At 57.5% G+C, this 20092-nt stretch carries 18 protein-coding genes and 1 tRNA gene; 13 read left to right on the top strand and 6 right to left on the bottom strand.

What is annotated here, in order from left to right; all coding sequences use genetic code 11:
- Positions 1 to 24: 24 nt before the first annotated feature.
- From HMPREF9166_RS08075 to glpT, 5 genes are all read left to right on the top strand, one after another.
- A complete protein-coding gene (locus HMPREF9166_RS08075) occupies positions 25 to 3192 on the top strand; it encodes a type I restriction endonuclease subunit R (RefSeq protein ID WP_039981234.1) in 3168 nt (1055 codons plus the stop codon).
- Between the two features lie 205 nt (positions 3193 to 3397).
- Positions 3398 to 4300 (top strand): PhnD/SsuA/transferrin family substrate-binding protein, encoded by a 903-nt coding sequence (locus HMPREF9166_RS08080; protein WP_009753511.1) that lies wholly within the window; start codon positions 3398 to 3400, stop codon positions 4298 to 4300.
- Positions 4300 to 5700 carry a histidine kinase gene (locus HMPREF9166_RS08085; RefSeq protein WP_009753512.1) on the top strand — a complete coding sequence of 467 codons (1401 nt, stop codon included), beginning with the start codon at positions 4300 to 4302 and terminating at the stop codon, positions 5698 to 5700. Before HMPREF9166_RS08080 ends, HMPREF9166_RS08085 begins: the two co-directional genes overlap by 1 nt.
- Positions 5678 to 6316 carry a response regulator transcription factor gene (locus HMPREF9166_RS08090; protein ID WP_009753513.1) on the top strand — a complete coding sequence of 213 codons (639 nt, stop codon included), beginning with the start codon at positions 5678 to 5680 and terminating at the stop codon, positions 6314 to 6316. The genes HMPREF9166_RS08085 and HMPREF9166_RS08090 overlap by 23 nt, the downstream gene beginning before the upstream one ends.
- 176 nt (positions 6317 to 6492) lie before the next feature.
- A complete protein-coding gene (gene glpT / locus HMPREF9166_RS08095) occupies positions 6493 to 7821 on the top strand; it encodes a glycerol-3-phosphate transporter (RefSeq protein WP_009753514.1) in 1329 nt (442 codons plus the stop codon).
- 306 nt (positions 7822 to 8127) lie between these two features.
- Here glpT and HMPREF9166_RS08100 read toward each other — a convergent pair whose 3' ends face one another.
- Positions 8128 to 9309: an MFS transporter gene (locus tag HMPREF9166_RS08100; protein ID WP_009753515.1), complete on the bottom strand. Its 1182-nt coding sequence runs from the start codon at positions 9307 to 9309 to the stop codon at positions 8128 to 8130.
- Positions 9310 to 9733: 424 nt separating this feature from the next.
- Between HMPREF9166_RS08100 and HMPREF9166_RS08105 the strand changes: the two genes are divergently transcribed.
- The 4 genes from HMPREF9166_RS08105 (at position 9734) to HMPREF9166_RS08115 (ending at position 12113) form a co-directional block, all read left to right on the top strand.
- A complete protein-coding gene (locus HMPREF9166_RS08105; protein ID WP_009753516.1) occupies positions 9734 to 10606 on the top strand; it encodes an ADP-ribosylglycohydrolase family protein in 873 nt (290 codons plus the stop codon).
- Positions 10607 to 10675: 69 nt separating this feature from the next.
- Positions 10676 to 11194: a cysteine hydrolase family protein gene (locus tag HMPREF9166_RS08110; protein WP_009753517.1), complete on the top strand. Its 519-nt coding sequence runs from the start codon at positions 10676 to 10678 to the stop codon at positions 11192 to 11194.
- 111 nt (positions 11195 to 11305) lie between these two features.
- Complete coding sequence (locus HMPREF9166_RS13300; RefSeq protein WP_009753518.1) at positions 11306 to 11551, top strand: hypothetical protein; 246 nt, start codon at positions 11306 to 11308, stop codon at positions 11549 to 11551.
- Positions 11484 to 12113: an Rpn family recombination-promoting nuclease/putative transposase gene (locus tag HMPREF9166_RS08115; protein ID WP_009753519.1), complete on the top strand. Its 630-nt coding sequence runs from the start codon at positions 11484 to 11486 to the stop codon at positions 12111 to 12113. Before HMPREF9166_RS13300 ends, HMPREF9166_RS08115 begins: the two co-directional genes overlap by 68 nt.
- A 58-nt stretch (positions 12114 to 12171) precedes the next feature.
- Here the strand turns inward: HMPREF9166_RS08115 and HMPREF9166_RS08120 are convergent.
- The 5 genes from HMPREF9166_RS08120 to HMPREF9166_RS08140 form a co-directional block, all read right to left on the bottom strand.
- A tRNA-Gly gene (locus tag HMPREF9166_RS08120) sits at positions 12172 to 12245 on the bottom strand.
- Positions 12246 to 12290: 45 nt separating this feature from the next.
- A complete protein-coding gene (locus tag HMPREF9166_RS08125) occupies positions 12291 to 12722 on the bottom strand; it encodes a hypothetical protein (RefSeq protein ID WP_039981238.1) in 432 nt (143 codons plus the stop codon).
- A gap of 20 nt (positions 12723 to 12742) precedes the next feature.
- The gene (locus HMPREF9166_RS08130) at positions 12743 to 13378 is read right to left on the bottom strand and encodes a hypothetical protein (protein ID WP_009753521.1); all 636 of its coding nucleotides are present in this window, start codon (positions 13376 to 13378) and stop codon (positions 12743 to 12745) included.
- A gap of 188 nt (positions 13379 to 13566) precedes the next feature.
- Positions 13567 to 15597 carry a TonB-dependent copper receptor gene (locus HMPREF9166_RS08135; protein WP_009753522.1) on the bottom strand — a complete coding sequence of 677 codons (2031 nt, stop codon included), beginning with the start codon at positions 15595 to 15597 and terminating at the stop codon, positions 13567 to 13569.
- Between the two features lie 221 nt (positions 15598 to 15818).
- Entirely contained in the window at positions 15819 to 16991 is a 1173-nt protein-coding gene (locus tag HMPREF9166_RS08140) for a phosphoribosylaminoimidazolecarboxamide formyltransferase (protein ID WP_009753523.1), read from the bottom strand.
- Between the two features lie 206 nt (positions 16992 to 17197).
- Between HMPREF9166_RS08140 and HMPREF9166_RS13085 the strand changes: the two genes are divergently transcribed.
- The 4 genes from HMPREF9166_RS13085 to HMPREF9166_RS08160 all read left to right on the top strand — a co-directional run bounded on the left by HMPREF9166_RS13085 (position 17198) and on the right by HMPREF9166_RS08160 (position 20091).
- A complete protein-coding gene (locus HMPREF9166_RS13085; RefSeq protein WP_009753524.1) occupies positions 17198 to 18205 on the top strand; it encodes an SEC-C metal-binding domain-containing protein in 1008 nt (335 codons plus the stop codon).
- A 35-nt stretch (positions 18206 to 18240) separates the two neighbouring features.
- Complete coding sequence (gene deoC / locus HMPREF9166_RS08150) at positions 18241 to 18891, top strand: deoxyribose-phosphate aldolase (RefSeq protein ID WP_009753525.1); 651 nt, start codon at positions 18241 to 18243, stop codon at positions 18889 to 18891.
- 361 nt (positions 18892 to 19252) lie between these two features.
- The gene (locus HMPREF9166_RS08155; RefSeq protein WP_006690683.1) at positions 19253 to 19708 is read left to right on the top strand and encodes a PTS sugar transporter subunit IIA; all 456 of its coding nucleotides are present in this window, start codon (positions 19253 to 19255) and stop codon (positions 19706 to 19708) included.
- A gap of 101 nt (positions 19709 to 19809) precedes the next feature.
- Entirely contained in the window at positions 19810 to 20091 is a 282-nt protein-coding gene (locus HMPREF9166_RS08160; protein ID WP_006690682.1) for a PTS sugar transporter subunit IIB, read from the top strand.
- Position 20092: the final 1 nt, after the last annotated feature.

A 20092-nucleotide genomic window follows, 5' to 3' on the forward strand; every position in this document is an offset into this window, starting at 1 on the left:
TCCACCCACAAGGGAGTGAATCAAATGTCTACATTCTACACAGAGGCGGACTATGAGAAGTCTGTGATGGAACTCTTTGCGGAGCTTGGTTATACGCCTCTCTATGGTCCTGAGGTGGAGCGCGATATCCGAAGCCCTCTCTATGATGCGGTACTCGCGGAGCAGATACGGCGGCTCAATCCCTCCCTTCCTGATGAGGCACTGGTGGATGCCCTTGATCAGCTGAGGAACATTGAAAACGGGGAGCTCGTTCAGCGCAATAGAGTCTTTATGGACTACCTTCAGAATGGCATTTCCGTGCGTTATTTTGCCGATGGTGAGGAGCGTTCTGCGCTCGTCTATCTCGTGGACTATCAAAATCCTGCGACCAATTCATTCATTGCGGCGAATCAGTGGACGGTAGTTGAAAACAGTGAGAAACGCCCCGACATTATCCTCTTCCTCAACGGGCTTCCCGTTGTCGTGATTGAGCTGAAATCTCCTGCGCGTGAGGAGACGAATGCGAGCGAGGCATATCTCCAGCTTCGTAACTATATGCAGGAGATTCCATCACTATTCGTCTATAATGCGATCTGTGTCATGAGCGACATGGGCACGTCAAAAGCCGGCACGATTACCTCGAATGAGGAGCGCTTCATGGCATGGAAGACGGTGGATGGCAGCTATGAAAATACGGCATACGCCCAGTTTGATACATTTTTCGAAGGGATCTTTGCGCGGGCGCGTCTGCTCGACATCATCAAGAACTTTATCTGCTTCTCGAATGAGGGGCAGAAGTCAGTCAAGATTCTGGCGGGCTATCATCAGTATTTTGCCGTGCGCAGTGCGATTGCCTCGACCGTTCGTGCCGCTGACGGCGATGGAAAGGGCGGTGTTTTCTGGCATACGCAGGGGAGCGGCAAGTCTCTCTCGATGGTCTTTTATGCACATTTACTGCAAACGGTGCTTGAGAGCCCGACGATTGTTGTGCTGACAGATCGCAATGATCTGGACGATCAGCTCTATGGGCAGTTTGCAAAATGCAAGGCGTTCTTGCGGCAAGACCCTGTGCATGCGACGAGCCGCGCACATTTGCGAGAGCTTCTGGCGGGGCGGCAGGCGAACGGCATCATCTTTACGACGATGCAGAAGTTCGAGGAGTTGGATGATGCACTCTCGGAGCGGCGCAATATCGTCGTGATGGCGGATGAGGCGCATCGCGGGCAGTACGGGCTGACGGAGCGGATCCGCCTGACACATAACGAGGCGGGTGAGGAGATTGCAAAGCGCGTGGTTGGGATCGCTCGCATTATTCGCAGCAGTCTGCCGAATGCGACGTATATCGGTTTTACAGGAACGCCGATTGCAGCAAAGGATCGCAGTACGCGCGAGGTATTCGGCGACTATATCGATATCTATGATATGACGCAGGCGGTGGAAGATGGCGCGACGCGTCCCGTGTACTATGAGAGCCGTGTAATGCAGCTGAAGCTGGATGCAGAGACGCTTGCGCTGATTGATGCCGAGTATGACCGCATGGCGCAGGAAGCGGATGCGGAGGTCATCGAAAAGAGCAAGCACACTCTCGGTCAGATGGAGGCGGTACTTGGGAATGACACGACGATTGACTCGCTCGTGCAGGATATTCTCTATCACTACGAGAACTACCGCGCCGACCTCCTCACGGGCAAGGCGATGATTGTGGCGTATTCCCGCGCGATTGCGATGAAGATTTATGAGCGGATTTTGGAGCTGCGTCCCGGATGGGGGGAGAAGGTCGCCGTTGTGATGACAGAGAGCAACAAGGATCCCGAGGAATGGCGGAAGATCATCGGGAACAAGCATCGGCGCGATGAGCTGGCGAAGATTTTCAAGGACAATGAGAGTCCGATGAAGATCGCGATTGTTGTGGATATGTGGCTGACGGGCTTCGATGTGCCGTCACTCGCGACGATGTACGTCTACAAGCCGATGAGTGGGCATAATCTGATGCAGGCGATTGCGCGTGTGAACCGCGTGTTCCGCGATAAGGAGGGCGGTCTTGTCATCGACTATGTGGGGATTGCCTCCGCACTTAAACAGGCGATGAATGACTATACGGTACGTGACCGCAAGCACTATGGCGATACGGATGTTGCAAAGGTCGCCTATCCGAAGTTCGTCGAAAAACTGGAGGTTGTGCGCGATCTTTTCCATGGGTATGATTATGCTGCATTCCGGACGGGCAGTGATCTCGCACGTGCAAAAACAATCAGCGGGGCAGTGAACTTTATCCTTGCTCCGTCGAAGGAGGAGAAGAAGAAACGTTTTGTAAAGGAGGCACTTCTCCTGCGTCAGGCGCTCTCGCTCTGTGCCTCGCTTGCACCTGAGAATCTGCGCTTTGAGGCGGCGTTTTTTGAGGCGGTTCGTGTCCTCCTCGCGCGCCTGATGAATGCGGGTGGTGAACAGCGACTCTCTTTGCCGGATATGAACGCGCGCATCAACGAGCTGTTAAAGCAGAGTATCAAGAGTGAGGGGGTTATCAATCTCTTTTCAGATGTGGATCGAGAGTTCTCGCTGTTCGATCCGAAGTTCCTCGAGGAGATCGCGAAGATGAAGGAGAAGAATCTCGCGATTGAGCTTTTAAAACGCCTGATTGCAGAGCAGGTACAAGTCTACCGACGGACGAATATTGTGAAGTCGGAGAAATTCAGTGAGATTATCCAACGCGCGATGAATGCCTATTTGAATGGAATGCTGACGAATGAGCAGGTGATTGAGGAGCTGCTGAATCTGGCAAAGCAGATTTCGGAGGCCAATGCGGAAGGTGCAGCGCTTGGGCTGACGGCAGACGAGCTTGCCTTTTATGATGCGCTGACGAAGCCACAGGCAATCAAGGATTTTTATGAGAATGAGGAATTGATCGCTATCACAAAGGAGCTGGCAGATACGCTGCGGAAGAATCGGACGATCAATTGGCAGCTGCGCCAGAGTGCACGTGCAAAGATGCGAATGTTGATCAAGCGACTTCTCAAAAAGCATAAATACCCGCCAGAGGGTATGGATGATGCCGTTCAGACAGTAATGCAACAGTGCGAACTCTGGACGGACAATACGGATGTGGCTGCTCCCTCGTTCTCATCGATGCAGGGCTATGGATATGTGCCCGCTGCAGATTTGATGGCAGCCGAGGAGATTCATGAAATGTATGGGAAAGGGCATTCAGTGAAATAAAATAACCATTACACGTAAAATAGGGCTGATGGATGAAATGTACTTTGTTCATTATCCTTATTTTGTTTCTGAGTCGATGGTTATGCTGTTCTAAAATGCCTGTCCCTCTGTGGGGCAGGTTTTTTCTCTTGCTGCGGAATATGCTATAATAGGAGAAAAGCAAAGAGAGTGTTTCTCAGACTGTACGCGGCAAAGGAGGTGCATCATGCAGCGGCGATACATTTTTGCGGGACTGGTGCTTGCTTTGTTGGTCGGTTTATTCTTCTCCCTCCGCGCCGAGCAGCGGACACAGATCGATTTCGAGCAGGTGGAGCCGATCCCGGGGTACAAGATGGAGATGCGGGAGCCGCCGCTGCGGGTGGCGATGATCTCGGTGCTGAACCACGCGCGTACGGAGGGCTATCAGAGCCAGATGGTGCGCAGCCTCGGGCGGCTGCTCGGGCGGCCGGTGCTGCTCCTGCACCGCCGCAGCTACGCCGAGATCAATCAGCTGCTGGCGAAGGGGGATGCGGATGTGGCGTTCCTGTCGAGCGGTGCATATATGGTGTATGGGAAAAAGGAGGATGTGCGCCTCTTGGCGATGCCGGAGCGGAGCGGGGCGAACTACTATTTCTCGTATGTGATTGTCCCGCGTGCGAGCAGCGTCACCTCGCTTGCGGAGCTGCGCGGGCGGCGGTTCGTCTATGTGGACCCGATGAGCTACTCGGGCTATCTTGAGCTGCGTACATATCTGCGGAAAATGGGCGAGGATCCCGAGCGGTTCTTCCGCTCCTCCTACTTTACCTACAGCCACGATGACTCGCTGCGCGCGGTGGCGGACGGTCTGGTGGACGGCGGCGTGATCGCGAGCCTGACGTATGACTACTACCGGGAGTATGCGCCCGCGATGCTCGAGCAGGTGCGGATTGTACAGGTGCTGCCGGGAAGCGGGATGGGGCCTGTGGTGGCGCGGCGCGATCTGAGGGAGGCGGATGCGGTACAGGAGATCCTGCTGCATCTGGACGAAGATGCGGAGGCAAAGGAGGCGATGGAGCAGCTGCTCATCGACCGTTTCGTGCCGCCGCAGCCGGAACTCTATCCGCGGTTCTCGCCGGAAGAGGGGATCTGATGCAGTATTTTGCGAAACTCCGCATTGCGGGCAAGCTGACGGTGATCGTGATGGGGATTGTGCTGCTCTTCGCCATTCTCTCGGGTGCGCTTATGCTCGTTACGCTGTCCGACATCATGCGCGCGTCACTGGAGCGGCGCGGGCTGAGTGTGGCGGCAGAGGTGGCGGAGCTCAGCAGCGACGCGCTGCAGACAGGAAATCTCTTTGCGCTCGAGGAGCTGATCCACACAGAGAAACGCAACAATGACTTTGTATCGTATATCTTTCTGCTGGACACGGACGGACGTGTGATGGCACATACCTTTACCAAAGGGATGCCGCTGCATCTGCGCGAGCTGCACGGGGTGGGCGGCACAGAGCCGGAGGTGCTGCGCGTGGACACGAGCCTCGGGCAGATCCAGGACATCCGCTGGCCGATCGAGGGCGGTGCGCTCGGCGCGGTTCGCGTCGGTGTGAGCGAGGATACACTGCGGGAGCTGTTGGTCTCCAATGTACTGAAAATGCTCGGGATAACGCTGGTCATCCTGCTCCTCGCGGCGGTGCTGATCTTTCGCCTGTCGGAGATCCTGACGCGTCCGCTCCATCATCTGATGGAACGTGCGGAGCATATCTCCAAGGGTCATTTCTCGGGGCGTGCGATCACGTTCCCTGTGACGGATGAGATCGGGCGTCTGGCGAATGCGATGAACGATATGGAGCGGCATCTGCGCGAGGGGGCGCAGGAGCGCAGCCGTCTTCTGCGGCACATCATCACGGCGCAGGAGGAGGAGCGCAAGCGGATTGCAATGGAGCTGCACGACGAGAGCGGGCAGACGCTGACGGCACTGCTCTTTTCCCTGCGTGCGCTGGCGAACGAGACGGACGATGAAAATATGCAGAAGGCGCTGCTCGCGATCCGTGACGAGACGGCGGATACGCTCGCGCGGCTGCGGAATCTCGCGGTGGAGCTGCGCCCGCCGGCACTGGATGAGCTGGGGATCGAGGCGGCACTTGAGAAGCTGGTCGCTGACTATCGGCGCAAGCACGCGGTGGACATCGAGCTCGTCTGCGCGGTCGAGGCGGTGCCCGGCGACGTGGAGAGTCTGGCGGTCTATCGGATTGTGCAGGAGTGCCTGACGAACATCGTGCGGCATTCCCACGCGACGCGGGCACAGATTCGCCTGAGCGCAGAGGAGCGCATCGTGCTCTATGTGAAGGACAACGGCGACGGCATCACAAAGGAGCGCATCCGTGCGGCGCGGCGGGAGAATCACATGGGGATCTATGGGATCGCGGAGCGCGTGCGCCTGCTCGCGGGGCGCATGGAGCTCTCCGCAGAGCTGCCGGAGTGGACAACGGTCTATCGCATTGAGCTGCGTGGAAGGGGAGAGCTGACGGATGAATCTGATGATTGTGGATGATCATTTGCTGATCCGCGCGGGGATGAAGCTGCTGCTCAAAAACACGTCCGCCTATACGGTGACGGCGGAGGCGGAGAGCGGCGAGGAGGCACTGCGGCTGCTGGCACAGCAGCCGATCGACCTCGTGATCATGGACATCTCGATGCCGGGGATGGGCGGGCTCGCCTGCATTCGCGAGATCCGCGCACGCTTCCCCGTGGTGAAGATTCTCGTGCTGAGTATGCACGAGGATGAGGAGTATATCTACAAGGCGATGCAGTACGGGGCGATGGGCTATCTGCCCAAGACCTCGGCAGACAATGAGCTGTTCGATGCGCTGCAGGCACTTTCGCAGGGACGTCGTTACCTCAGTCCGAATGCACAGCAGTCACTCATGGACATCATGTTCCGCCCCGCAGAGGAGGCGGCGGATGATCCGCGCAGCGTGCTCACGGCGCGGGAGCGGGAGGTCTTTGACGAGCTGATCCACGGGTATACGATCACGGAGATTGCCGAGCGGCTGCATCTCAGTGTAAAGACAGTGGACACACATAAGAAACATATCTACGAGAAACTCCACTGCAGTCGGCGCAGCGATCTTGTCACGCTCGCCCTGCGGAACGGGCTTTTGCAGTAGCGTGCCGAGACATATCAAAAGAACCCACATCGGAATTTTTCTGATGTGGGTTCTTGTATTTCTGATGGAAAAATGGGGGGAAATCCGAGGGAAAAACAGAACTTTGCCGATGGTCGGGAAATGCTGCATTCGCTATACTGCAGACAGCATAAAATTTTCAAGGGGGATGGATTTATATGTCAATTTTTTCACCGGCACCGCACATCGAGCGGCTGCCCGCCGACCAGATTGACGAGCGGTACAAGTCACTCCGACGGCAGGTCTTTCTCGGGACGTTCATCGGGTACGCGACGTTCTATCTGATTCGCAAGAACTTCAGTCTCGCGATGCCCTACATGATTCAGGACTACGGCTACTCCAAGGCGGATCTTGGCATCGTCCTGACCATGCTTTCGGTTGCATACGGCGTGAGCAAGTTCGTCATGGGCAACATCTCGGACCGCTCGAATCCGAAGTATTTTGCCACGCTGGGCCTCCTGCTCAGTGTGCTCGTGACGCTCGCGTTCGGCGTTGTGCCCGGGGTCATGACGAGCATTCCGATCATGTGCGCCCTGAGCTTCATGAACGGATGGTTCCAGGGGATGGGCTACCCGCCGTATGCAAAGTCGATGGTGACGTGGTTCTCCCAGACCGAGCGCGGCGCGTGGTGGTCGTGGTGGAACGTCTCGCACAACCTCGGCGGCGGGCTGATCGCACCGCTGGCGACGGCAGGTATCGCCCTCTTTGGCACATGGAACAGTATTTTCTTCTTCCCTGCGCTGATCTCCATCGTCCTCGCCTTCATCACCTTCTTCCTCCTGCGTGACACGCCGCAGTCCTGCGGTCTGCCGCCGATCGAGGAGTACAAGCACGACTACCCGAAGGAGCACGGTGCCGTCATGGAAAAGCAGATGACGGCAAAGGAAGTTCTGATGAAGTACATCATCAAGAACAAGCTGCTCTGGTACCTCGCGATCGCGAACATCTTCGTCTACTTCATCCGCTACGGCGTTGTCGACTGGGCACCGACGTATCTCGCGGCGGTCAAGGGCTTCTCCAAGGAGAGCTCGCGCTGGGCGTACTTCCTCTACGAGTGGGCGGGCATCCCGGGCATGCTCGTGAGCGGCTACCTCAGTGACCGCGTATTCCGCGGACGGCGTGCGCCCGCAACGATGATCTTTATGACGTTCGTCATCGTCGCGATCCTTGTCTACTGGTTCAACCCGCCCGGCAATGTCCTCGTGGACAACCTCGCGCTGATCGCAATCGGCTTCCTCATCTACGGGCCGGTCATGATGATCGGTCTGCAGGCGGCGGACATGGTGCCGCGTGTCGCAACGGGCGGCGCGACCGGCCTCACGGGTCTCATGGGCTACATCGTCGGCTCTGCGTTCGCGGGTGTCTACATGGGCTTCGTTGTCGACCACTTCGGCTGGACGGGCGGCTTCATCAGCCTCCTCGCCTCCTGCGTCCTCTCAATCTTCTTCCTCTTCATGACCATGGGCGGGAAGAAAAGAGCGGAATAAAGAAATCGTTACATTCCCACATAAAAATCCCGTCGCGTTCGGGATGCTCCGAATGCGGCGGGATTTTGTGTGCATTTAGGAACCGCTGATAAAATGAAGTTGGTCAGCTTGGTGCAGATTTTTGTCCTGTCAGGGAAGCTGCTGCCGGTGCAGCGGCAGCGATGAGAGTGACTGACTTGTCGAGACGCTGCTCAATGATAAGAGATTACATTTCCATGAATAAGATGATGGGAAAAAAAGGGATACCGCGTCGCTCAAGCTGCTGCGTCATGTCCCTTATGTATGCTTTATCAGTGCTTCCCCATGTCACCGCAGATTCCTGTGATGCACATTTACCGCCGGCAGGTAGACCTTTCGGCAGAGCAGGGCGGCGACGAGTGCGATGGCCGCGCCGATGTAGCCGATGTGGGCGATGTGGTCAGCCCCCGCTGCCAGCCCGCCGATGTACGTTCCGCTGCCGATGCCGAGGTTGAAGATCCCCGAGTAAATCGCCGTCGCGACCGTCGATGCGTCGCGCGGAACCGTGGCGAGCACCTCCGCCTGGAACATCGTATTGTAGAGCGTTGCGAGCACGCCGAGCACCATCGTGAGTACGATCATCGTGCCGACGGATATGGATGCCGCCTGCCAGAGAAAGAGCATGGCGGCAACCCCGACCAGACACCAGCGCAGCAGGGAGAAACGGCACCTGCCGTACATGCGCGAGAACACCAGGCTCGCGATGATGCCGCTCACCCCGAGCAGCATGAGTGCCGCCGTAATGAGATCGGGCGAGAACGACGCGACCGTGTGCAGGAACGGCTCGATGTAGCTGTACATCGTGAAATACGCCGTCGCAAAGAGCGCCGTCATGACGTAGATGCACGCGAGCGCAGGCTGACGCACGAGCGAGGGCAGCTCGCGGACACTGACCCCCGCCCCCGGCGTGCGCTGCGGCAGGAGAATCGCGAGATAGACGAATGCGGCAGCAGCGACCACGGCGAGCAGGAGGAACGTCATGCGCCACCCTGCGGCGAGACCGATCACGCGGCCGAGCGGGAGCCCGACAATCGTCGCGACCGAGCTGCCCGTCACGATCATACCGAGTGCCGTCGGCTGATGCTCGCGTGTCACGAGACGTGTTGCGAGCGGCGCGGCGATCGACCAGAAAATCGAGTGCGCGCAGGCGACAACGATACGCGCCCCGAGCAGCATATCATAGCTCGTCGCTACCCCAGAGATCATCTGCCCGATGCCGAAGAGTGCCACCATCAGGAGCAGCAGCTTCTTCAGCTCCATGCGGCAGGTCAGCAGCATCAGCGGCAGCGACAGCAGGGCCACCACCCACGCGTAGATCGTGATCATCTGACCCGTCGCCGCCTCCGTCATGGAGAACGACTCGGAGATATCGATGAGCAGTGCGATCGGCATGAACTCCGACGTGTTGAAGACAAAGGCCGTAATCGTGATTCCAAACAGCATCATGTACTGGCGCGGCAGCATCGTCATAAAACATCCCTCCCTATCTGTGTTTTCCTTGTGTGACAGTATCCATATTGTAGAGAAAAATAAAAAAAATGCAAGGGGGGAAACGCCCTTTTTTACGGAAATTCCGCGATCTGTATAAAGCTGTAAAATTGTGATAATGGCGCGCGTATTTTACTTGTGTTATAATTAGAAGCAATGAAGTAAAATACGCACAGAATAAGAAGAGAGCGCGATGGAGTATAGGGAGGTGCACACGGCAGAGGCGGTGTGGTGATTGTGCCGGCTTTGTTCGTACGGTAAGAGCGCTGTGCTGAACGCTTTCTCAGCAGGGGGCTGTGCCTTCCTGCCGAGCATCGCACACAGGAGATGGCACAACGAGATTGCTCCTGTGAGAAAAGGAAAAGAAATAGAATAACCTGTGTGATTCCTTAAAGGAGGCCATACGATGCTGGGGGCAGTCATTGGCGATATTGTCGGTTCGCGGTTTGAGTTCGACAATCACCGCAGCAAGGACTTTGAGCTTTTTGCGGAGGGATGTTTTGCGACGGATGACAGCATGATGACGCTGTCCGTGGCGAAGGCGATCATGGAGACGCAGAGGGAGGCAGCGGACGCACCGGCGGCGGATGCCGCGGGGCTCTCGGATACGGCAGAGGCGGAGGAGGCGTTTTATGCGCGTCTGCGCGCGAATGCGGTGCACTGGATGCGGAGCATCGGGCGGCACTATCCTGACTGCGGCTATGGCGGGCGCTTCTACTGGTGGATGTTCATCACCGATAACCCTGCGCCCTACGACAGCTTCGGCAACGGTGCGGCGATGCGCGTCAGTCCCGCGGGATTTGCCGCGCGCAGCATGGAGGAGGCCATCGCCCTCGCCAAGGCGGTGACGGAGGTCACGCACAACCACCCGGAGGGGATCAAGGGCGCGGAGGCGACGACCGTCGCTGTCTATATGGCGCGGACGGGATGCACGCAGCAGGAGATCGCCGCCCATATCGTGGCGCACTACTACGCGCTCGACTTTACCATTGACGGGATTCGGGAGGACTATATTTTTAATGAGACCTGCCAGCATACTGTGCCGCAGGCGATTGAGTGTTTCCTTGAGTCATGCTCCTTTGAGGATGCCATCCGCACGGCGATTTCGCTCGGCGGTGACAGTGACACCATTGCTGCGATCACGGGCGCGATCGCTGAGGCGTACTACGGCATCCCCGGCGCGATCCGCACGCAGGCACTCTCCTATCTCGACGACCGCCTCCGTCCCATCTATGATGAATGGGAGGCGCGCTATGGGACGGGGCAGAGAGCGCACTGAGAGCTGAGAGAACAGAAAAGCTCCCGCGCGCCGACAGCGGCGGGAGCATCAGAAGATGGAGGGCATACAATGAAGAAGGCAATCGTCGTTGTGGATATGCAGAACGACTTCGTGGACGGCGCACTCGGTACGGCGGAGGCGCAGGCGATGCTGCCGCGCATGGTGGAGAAGCTGACGGCGGCGCGTGCAGCGGGGACGGCACTCGTCTTTACCATGGATACGCATGGCGCAGACTATCTCACGACGCAGGAGGGAGAGCATCTGCCCGTTCCACACTGCATTCGTGGCACGGCGGGCTGGGCGATCGTGGAGGAACTCCGCTCCTTCGCCGATGCGGCGGCCGCCGTGATCGAAAAGCCCACGTTCGGCGCGACGGCACTCCCCGCCGCCCTCGCAGACTACGACGAGATCGAGTTCGTCGGGCTCTGCACGGATATCTGCGTCATCTCGAACGCCCTCCTCGTGAAGGCGTTCTATCCCGAAAAGCGCATCAGCGTCGACGCCGCCTGCTGTGCGGGCGTCACGCCCGAGAGTCACACGACCGCACTCAACGCGATGCGGGCATGCCAGATCGAGGTGCGCGGGTAGGATGAAGCGTGTGTTTTGGAAAATGATGGCGAGCCGACAGGAAGAAATTTGTTTTGCCGGCGTTGATTTACAGCGTTTGGTCGGTTAAAATACGGGAAAGGAGGCGCTTGGATGAAGGACTGGAAAGACCTGACGATCAGTGACGACTATATGTTCAAGTTGATTATCAAACGGAAACGCATCTGCAAGCAAATGCTTGAGCGCATCCTGCACATCGAGATTGAAGATCTGTCCTATGTCGGCACGGAGAAGGTACTCATTCCCGTTTATGGGAGCAAGGGCGTCCCGCATGGATGTCTACGTGAAGGACGGAAAGGGCACAGTCTACAACATCGAGATGCAGGTGAGAAAGCCTGAGGGGGACGGTCTCGCAAAGCGTACGCGCTACTATCAGACGATGATGGACGCTGACCTGCTTGCTGCAGGGGCGGACTACGATCGTCTGAACCCGACGATTATTATTTTTATCTGTTCCTTCGATCCATTTGATGCCGGTCGGTACATCTATACATTTGAGAATCAATGCCTGGAGGATAATCACATCCAGCTGAAGGACGGCACGCGAAAGATCTTTCTCAACACCAAGGGAGAGACGGGTGAAATCGACGCATCCATCAAGGCGTTTCTCCGCTACGTCGACGGCGCGGTGACGACAGATCACTTTGTGCAGGAGATCGACAGGGAGATTCATGCGATCAAATCTACCGCAGAAGAGGAGGCGAGTTATATGTGCTACGCGATTAGTCTTGCAGAGGAGAGAAAAGAAGGACGAAGAGAGGGGCAGAGGGAAGAGCGCCTCGCCATCCTCCGTCGACTCGTCTTTATGTCGGGGATGTCGACCGATGAGGCACTCTCGTTGATTGGTGTCCCTGCCGATGAATGGGCGCAGTATCGGCAGGAACTGGAAGAGATAAGATAAAGGAAAAACGTATATTACACAAAAAAGCACCATCTTTTGGATGGTGCTATATTTTCGCTGGAGCGGGCGATGGGAGTCGAACCCACCTCTAAAGCTTGGGAAGCTTTCATTCTACCGATGAACTACGCCCGCAGTGATTGCTATGATAGCAGATTCTCCCGCGTTTGTCAAACGCGCTCACTCCTCGGGCAGGAGCATGGCGAGGTCGGGCATGAGCTTCGTGATGTCGCGGATGAAGACGCGCAGGACGCTCGTCATGACCTCGGGGTCAAACGCCGCGGGGTTATGCGGGACGACGACGTCGGCGTGGATGGCGGTATCGGAGGTGAGGTAGAACTTGATGAGGCGGCTGTCCTGGTTCTGCCGCATGAGCCAGCCCGTGAGCAGCATAGCGTTCGTGTCGTCGACGGCGTTTTGCGCGAGACGGACGCGGATGGTTGCATAGGCGGTGCTGTCGATGACGACGGCGATGGGCAGCCGCCGCTCGCCTGCCTCGATCTCGCTCTCAAAGACGGTGGTGTCGCGGTCGTCGCCCACCTCGCGGATGGCAAAACCGGTGATGTTTTCCTTTTCAATATACTCCTCGAATGTTTTGGCCGCCTCGATCACGACCAACCACCTCCTCGTGCTTATTCCTCTTCGTATGTAAACTGATCTGTGTCCGCATGATAGTCGAGCCGATATCGCACGGCAGGCCTGGCCGTGTCGGTATAGAGCTCGCGTCCGAATGCGAGCGCGATGTACGGATGGTCTGCGCTGTGCTGCACGGATCCGATGTAGACCTGAAAATCGTCAGGCACCGGATTGTAGTAGTCGCTGCTGTCGACGTAGATACGCCATGCACCGTCCACCGGCGATTTTCCGACGATGACCGCACGTCCTGTGGCGGGCGGAGCACCCGGCGGACGCCAGCCGGCACGTGTGTTGATGCTGCAGTAAAAGAACAGATGCCCGTCGCTCATAAACGCTCCGGAAGAGCCGAGCCCCAGACGCGATGCCGGTGCACTAAAGTGAAAGACGTTCTGCTTGCCCTCCCACAGGGTGAAATGGATCTGCGTGCCCATCTGTGCGAGCGTTGCCTTGATCTCCGTACCGCCGACCTGATAGTAGGCGCGGCGGACGTCGCTGCCCTGCTCCATGCGCACGGGCTTTAGGATGAGCTGGGCGCCGGAGACGGGCGGCCGCACCGCAGACACGGATGTGCTGACGCCGAGGATCGCCACGAGGACGAGCAGAAATAGGAGGGGAATGCGTTTGTTTTCCATCGCTGTTCTCCGCAATTTTTTAACTTCTTTTTATTATAGCATAGCGCGCGAAAAAGGGGAAGAGGAAAGAAAACGCCGCGTGCGTTGCGGCGTTTTCGGTAGATGTAGGTAGGTGTAAGTCAATGTAGGTAAGCATATTCGTGCCAATCGGTGGACTTTACCTGACCGGTAATCCTATGAGATTTTCCTTAGAATTTGTAGTTGCTCTTAAACCAGATGGTGCGTCCCGGCTCAGTGATGTGACCTCCAGCAGAGATGCCGAGCGCGGGGATGGCGGCCTCGCTGTAGTTGACGAACTCAGCGTAGGTCTTGTTGAGAAGGTTGTCAACGCCAAGAGAGAGCGTCAGGTTCTCGTCGGGACGGTAGGCGAGGCTGAGCGAGAGAATGCCAAACCCGCCCGTTGGGCCGTAGTCCGTGCCCGTGACGCTGCCGTAGCCCTTATGATAGCGGTTCTGCCTGCTGACGAGGCGCCAGACGGCGTTTGCCTCCATTTTCCTGTGGCTGTACTTCGCTGTGAGATTCGCCTCGAGCGGGGCGATCTGTGGGAGAGGTGCATCGTTCGTGCGGTCATCGCCACGCGTGTAGGCGAGCGATGCGCCGAGCGTCCAGCGCGGGGAGACGGTGCGCGTAACCTCCGCCTCGAGTCCGTAGAGACGCGCATCCACATTGCCGTATCCACCGACGGGCTTGCGCAGGATAAAGTCGTCAACGTGTGCATAGTAGAGGGAGAGGCTCGCATTTGTCTTTTTTCCCGCATAGACCCAACCAAGGTCGAGCTGTGTGTTTTTTTCCTTTGCGGGGCGCGTTGCACCAGGATAGAGCGCCCCATGCATACGCCATGTATGGTAGGACTCCCAATAGTCGGCGGGCCGCTCTGCGTGCCCGAGGCCAACGTAGAATGTCAGCGGGCGATTTTTGGACGTACGCTCCCAGCGGACAAATCCGCTGACGGCATTGTCTGTTGTGTTGCCGGGGGTGAATGTCAAGTAGCGGTGGTAGTGGTTCGTGATACGATCCCAGCGCAGACCGCTGAGGAGGCGGCTGCGCTCCGTAAGGTTGTGGTTGTACTCCATGAATAGGCCGAGATTCCCGATGGTCATGTCGGTATTTTCTCGTCCGCGCGGCACCCCCTTCATCGCGGGGGTAAACGTGTGCTCCTCGTGACCGACGTCGATACCAACCGCACCTGTATCGCGCGGAGAGAACGTCATGTCGAGGACGCTGCGGATGTTGTACTGCGTGCGTTTTACCTCCATTCCACGCGTGCCGCCGGGACGGAAGGTGTAGTTGTCCATGATGTGGTCGATGGTATTGTAGTTGAAATTCAGTGTGAGTTTTTTCACGACGGGCGAGAGATGCGCCCGCTCGAACTTCACGGCGTAACTGTCGCGGTCGAACTGGCTGCCGTCCATCATGCCGTGTGCGTATTTTGCCCAGCCGCGACTGCGGTCGTAGGAGACCTCGAATAGGGTGTCGGTGTCCGGGGTAAGACCGACGATGCCTGTGAGACTATGGCGGCCGTAACCCGAGTGGATGCGGCGCCCCTCGCCGTCGACGTAGTCACGTGAATAGTTCCGCGTCTGGATAAAGCGGGCGTAGCCTTCCTTATCGCCCGCCGTGATGTCGATGAGATCATCAAAGCGATGATTCGATGCGCCGAGGATGGAGACGTTCCCGCGCACGCCGGCACGCTCGAAGCGCTTCGTCCTGCGCTCAAAGACGACGTTGCCCGCGACGCTCGCACCGTAGCGGACGCTCTGCGGTCCCTTATTCACGATGATGTGGCTGAACGTCTCGGGGAATGCGTATGTCGCTGTGGGATCCATGCGGTTCGGACAGCCGCCAGACATCATACCGCCGTTCATATTCATCACAATGCGTGAGCCGCCCATACCGCGCAGCATCGGGTCTCCGCCGACCCCGCCCTTGCGGACGACGGAGAATCCGGGGATGGCCTTGAGATAGCCTGCGCCGTCGGATGCAGGGATCGGCTGGCGCGGACGCTGCGGGTTCGTGGAGAGGGTGAGCGGACGCCTCGTCCGGTAGCCCGTGACGACGGTCTCTCCGAGAGTGGCTTCATACGCACTGCTCTCCGTGGATGTGGAGGCTGCGTTGTGCGTGTCCTCCGGTAAGGGGTCTGCTGCATATACATGTGTGCTAAAGCACGCTGTACCGAACACCATGCTGAGCATGGCAAGGCGGTGCATCGATTGGCTCATTCCATGTACCTCCTAGGATAAGAAAATGAAAATCGTTATCTAAAACATAGAAATAATAACATCGTTTCGACAACGAATCAAATAGGGAGGCTTAATAATAGTCCAATATACATGAATATAGAGCGGGAGAGTTCAACACGGCGATAACATATACATGAAAAACGCCCCATGTCCTTTCACATGGAGCGTTTTTCTCGTTCTCCCATAAGAGAATGTCGTCCTCAGTGATGGAAGAGGCGGATGTGGGTCATTGCCATGGCAATGCCGTATTTGTCGCAGGTCGCGATGACGTTGTCGTCGCGGATCGAGCCGCCGCTCTGCGCGATGTAGGAGACGCCGCTCTGATGGGCACGCTCGACGTTGTCGCCGAACGGGAAGAACGCGTCCGAGCCGAGTGCGACGCCTGTGACCGTGCGGAGGTAGGCGCGCTTCTCTTCGCGCGTAAAGGGGGTGGGTTTTTCGGTAAAGAGCCGCTGCCAGTCCGCCGCGAGCAGGGCGTAGTCGTCCTCATCGCCCGCGGCATAGACATCGATCGCGTTGTCGCGGTCGGGGCGACGCACATCGTCACGGAACGGGAGCGCGAGCACCTGCGGGCTCTGGCGCAGCTGCCAGATGTCCGCCTTGTTGCCCGCGAGGCGCGTGCAGTGGACGCGCGACTGCTGTCCCGCGCCGACGCCGATCGCCTGTCCGTCCATCGTGTAGCAGACGGAGTTCGACTGCGTGTATTTCAGCGTGATGAGTGCGAGCAGGAGGTCGCGGCGGGCGGCAGCGGGGATGTCCTTGTTCGCCGTCGGGCGATCCGTGAGACAGTCCTCCGTGATCTTCACATCGTTGCGCTGCTGCTCGAACGTGACGCCGTACACGTCCTTGCGCTCGATTGCGGGCGGCGTATAGTTTTCATCCATCTGAAGAACGAGATAGCTGCCCTTGCGCTTGGATTTTATGATCTCTAGGGCCCTCTCCGTGTAGCCCGGCGCAATGATGCCGTCGGAGACCTCGCCGCGCAGGAACTCTGCGAGACTCTCGTCGCAGACATCGGAGACGGCGGCAAAGTCGCCGTAGGAGCTCATGCGGTCCGCGCCGCGCGCCCGCACATAGGCGCAGGCAACGGGCGAGAGCGCGCGCTCCGCCGCATGCGTCGCGCGCGCCAATGTCTCGCTGAGCGGCAGACCGAGTGCCGCGCCTGCCGGGCTGACGTGCTTGAAGGACGCCGCTGCGGGGAGCCCCGACATCGCCTTCAGCTCGCGCACGAGCTGCCAGCTGTTCAGCGCGTCGAGCAGATTGATGTAGCCCGGCCGTCCGTTCAGTACGGTAAAGGGCAGTCCGCCGTCGGCAAAGACACGTGCGGGCACCTGGTTCGGATTGCAGCCGTATTTGAGGGTGAGTTCTTCCATGTGAGCACTCCTTTTTGCTGATGAATTCTCCTTTTATTATAGCGGGAGGGGGGCATTTTTTCAACTGAAGAACAGCGGTGACAGGAACGCGGTGCGGCGGATCGCTTGCCTGTAAATTTTCTTTGACAGTGCTGCAAAAGCAACGTAATATGTAGGTGAAAGAAGTTGTAAAAACACTATATTCTGCCATCCGCGAGGGAGGTACCATGGAAAACGAAAACAAACAGCGGTTCATTCAGTTCCCCGAGACGTATGACCGAAGACGCCTGAACAAGATGTACCGTGCGGCAGGTCTGCCCGACCGCAAGTCGTACCTGCTCCGCAACTATTTCTGCGCGATGGCGAATCTCTATGGTACGATTTCGCTGGCGGCGGCATGGAAGCTGATTCATGCGTATCATCCGCGTGGCGCGATTACGGAGGAGCAGTTCTGGACGTTTGCCGAGCTGGCACGCCATGAGGATGAGGGCTATGACATCATGGGGCTGGACGAGTGCTTTGCGGATGAACCGCCGCACACGCCGCAGGAGCGCAGCATCATCAGCGGTATCCTGTTCGATACGGACGAGGGGTATGCCGATATGCTCAACTGGCAGCGGGGAAAGCCGCTCTATGTGCCTGCGACACAGGAAGAGATGCTGTACTATGCGGATTGGCGGTACGTCGAGGCGACGCCGTGGCAGAAAAAGCTCGCGGCCTTTCTGATGAAACGGATGCCGAAGAACTGGTACCTAGGCGAGCGAGAGCGCGCACTCTGGGAGGTCTTTTTCGACGTGCGCGTCGATGGCGATGTTCACCTCCTCCTCGGCGCGGCGGAGGAGTGGGGGCTTGTCATGAAGCGTGACAGCGAGGTCGAGGAATTTGTCGCGCTTTGCGTGGACTACACCAACCACGCGCGTCTGTTTTCCAATCGCGGCCATACGCCGGCCGAGCTTTCCGCCTTGATGCCGCATGACTTCACGCAGCGGCAGACGGCGAGCATCGGCCCGCGGATGCGCGAAGCACTCGCGCGCGGGACGATGACAGTGGAGGAGCTGCGCGAGCAGTTCCGGACGCAGGAATTCCCCCATGAGAGCGTGCGCACGGCATTTTTGGAGGAGCTGGAGCGCGTCGCGGCAGAGCTTGGACTCGCCGCAGGGAAGGAGAAGGTCGGCCGCAACGATCCCTGCCCCTGTGGGAGCGGGAAAAAATATAAGAAGTGCTGCGGACGGTGAGCTGAAAAAACTTTTCATATCGACAGGAGGAACACATGGACGTTGCAACAATGATCGATCATACGCTGCTGAAAACGGATGCGACGAGAGCCGGTATCGACCAGCTGCTCAGCGAGGCAAAACAGTATCGTTTTGCCTCCGTCTGTGTCAGCCCGATTTGGGTGGCCTACGCGGCGGCGCAGCTGCGCGGTACGGGCGTCAAGACCTGCACGGTCATCGGCTTTCCGCAGGGCGCGACGCCAACAGCGGTGAAGGTATTCGAGACGCAGCAGGCGATCGCGGACGGCGCGGAGGAGGTGGACATGGTGATCCCCGTCGGCCGCTTGAAGGACGGGGACTGCGACTATGTGCGTGCGGATATTGCGGGCGTCGTCGCTGCGGCAAAAGGAAAAGCCCTGACGAAGGTCATCATCGAGACGTGCCTTCTGACCGACGCGGAGAAGCGCACGGCCTGCCGTCTCGCGCAGGAGGCGGGGGCAGACTTCGTCAAGACCTCGACGGGGTTCTCCACGGGCGGTGCGACGGCGGCAGATGTCGCACTGATGCGCGAGACCGTGGGGCCCGCGATGGGGGTCAAGGCGTCGGGCGGCGTCCGCAGCCGCGCAGATGCCGAGGCAATGATCGCCGCAGGGGCAACGCGCCTCGGGACGAGCAGCGGCGTCAAGATCGTCAGCGGAGAGGGCTGAGTGCCATGAAAATCGCTGTTGTCGAAGTCGATCTGACCAATCTGATCACGCATATTTCTCATATACATACACCGGCGGCGTGTTCTCCCAATTGGGCATGAAAGCGTGGTCAAGCGCAGGAAAACGATTTCCTGCGCTTTTTATGTACCTATGAGGGGCACCGCCTTTGCGTTATGGCTGGTGTTTCAGTTCAATCATACAAAAGGACTGTATCCATCTGGTGAATTCTATTTTATTGATGATTTCCTAACGCACCATATATTTTGTATTCTTGCACGAATCTGCAGATGGCCTTGTGTTTTTCTTTGTTAATGATATAATAAACGCCGTAAACAATATGGTTTGATTGGGAGTGGTATGAATGGCATTGCTGCACGAGGATCTTGTCTTATTTGATGTGGAGGCGGCTGATCGGGAAGAGCTTTTAACGAAGCTGGCCAATGTACTGCGGGAGAAAGGGTATGTAAAAGATTCCTATCCGCAGGCGATTTTGGAACGTGAAGCTGCCTATCCGACGGGGCTTAATACCAAGGGGGTTGCAATAGCGATGCCGCATGCTGCGGCGGCGCATGCCGTTGAGGCGGCGATTCTGGTTGCACGGCTAAAGCATCCTGTTACGTTTAAGGAGATGGGCGGCACTGGAAAAGATGTGCCGGCACGTCTTGTGTTCATGCTCTCCATTGATGATCCCGAGGGACATGTCATTATGCTTGGGAAGTTTATGTCCATTTTCTGTGACGAGGGAAAACTTGTCGATCTTTATGAGACAAATAATCCAAAGGCCGTTGTCGAAAAACTTTCGAAGGTCGTTGCCTGAGGATATTGTCATATTATTTCGTATTCCTTAAAGAGGTACGAAATGGAGTGCTTTTTGCTTCCTGATTTGTGGGGAGCTCGTATGCCGAAAGGGGCGATAACATGAAGAAGATTTTTGTTGCGTGTGGATCCGGTGTGGCAACCAGCCAGACAGTTGCATCCAAGATCGGAAATATGATCGAGGATGAGGGGCTGGATGCCTCTGTTGAGGCAGTTGATATCAAATCCCTCGAGAGTATCATTGACCAGTGTGATATCTATGTTTCCATTGTATCCAGCGATGCAGAGAGTTATGGCAAGCCGACAGTGAGCGGGATTCCGTTCCTGACCGGTGTTGGCATGGATGAAACATGGGAGCAGCTGAAGTCTTATATCGAGGCATGAT

Origin of the sequence: Selenomonas sp. oral taxon 149 str. 67H29BP, assembly GCF_000146365.1 — a bacterium.
In the GTDB taxonomy this organism is placed as follows: domain Bacteria; phylum Bacillota; class Negativicutes; order Selenomonadales; family Selenomonadaceae; genus Centipeda; species Centipeda felix.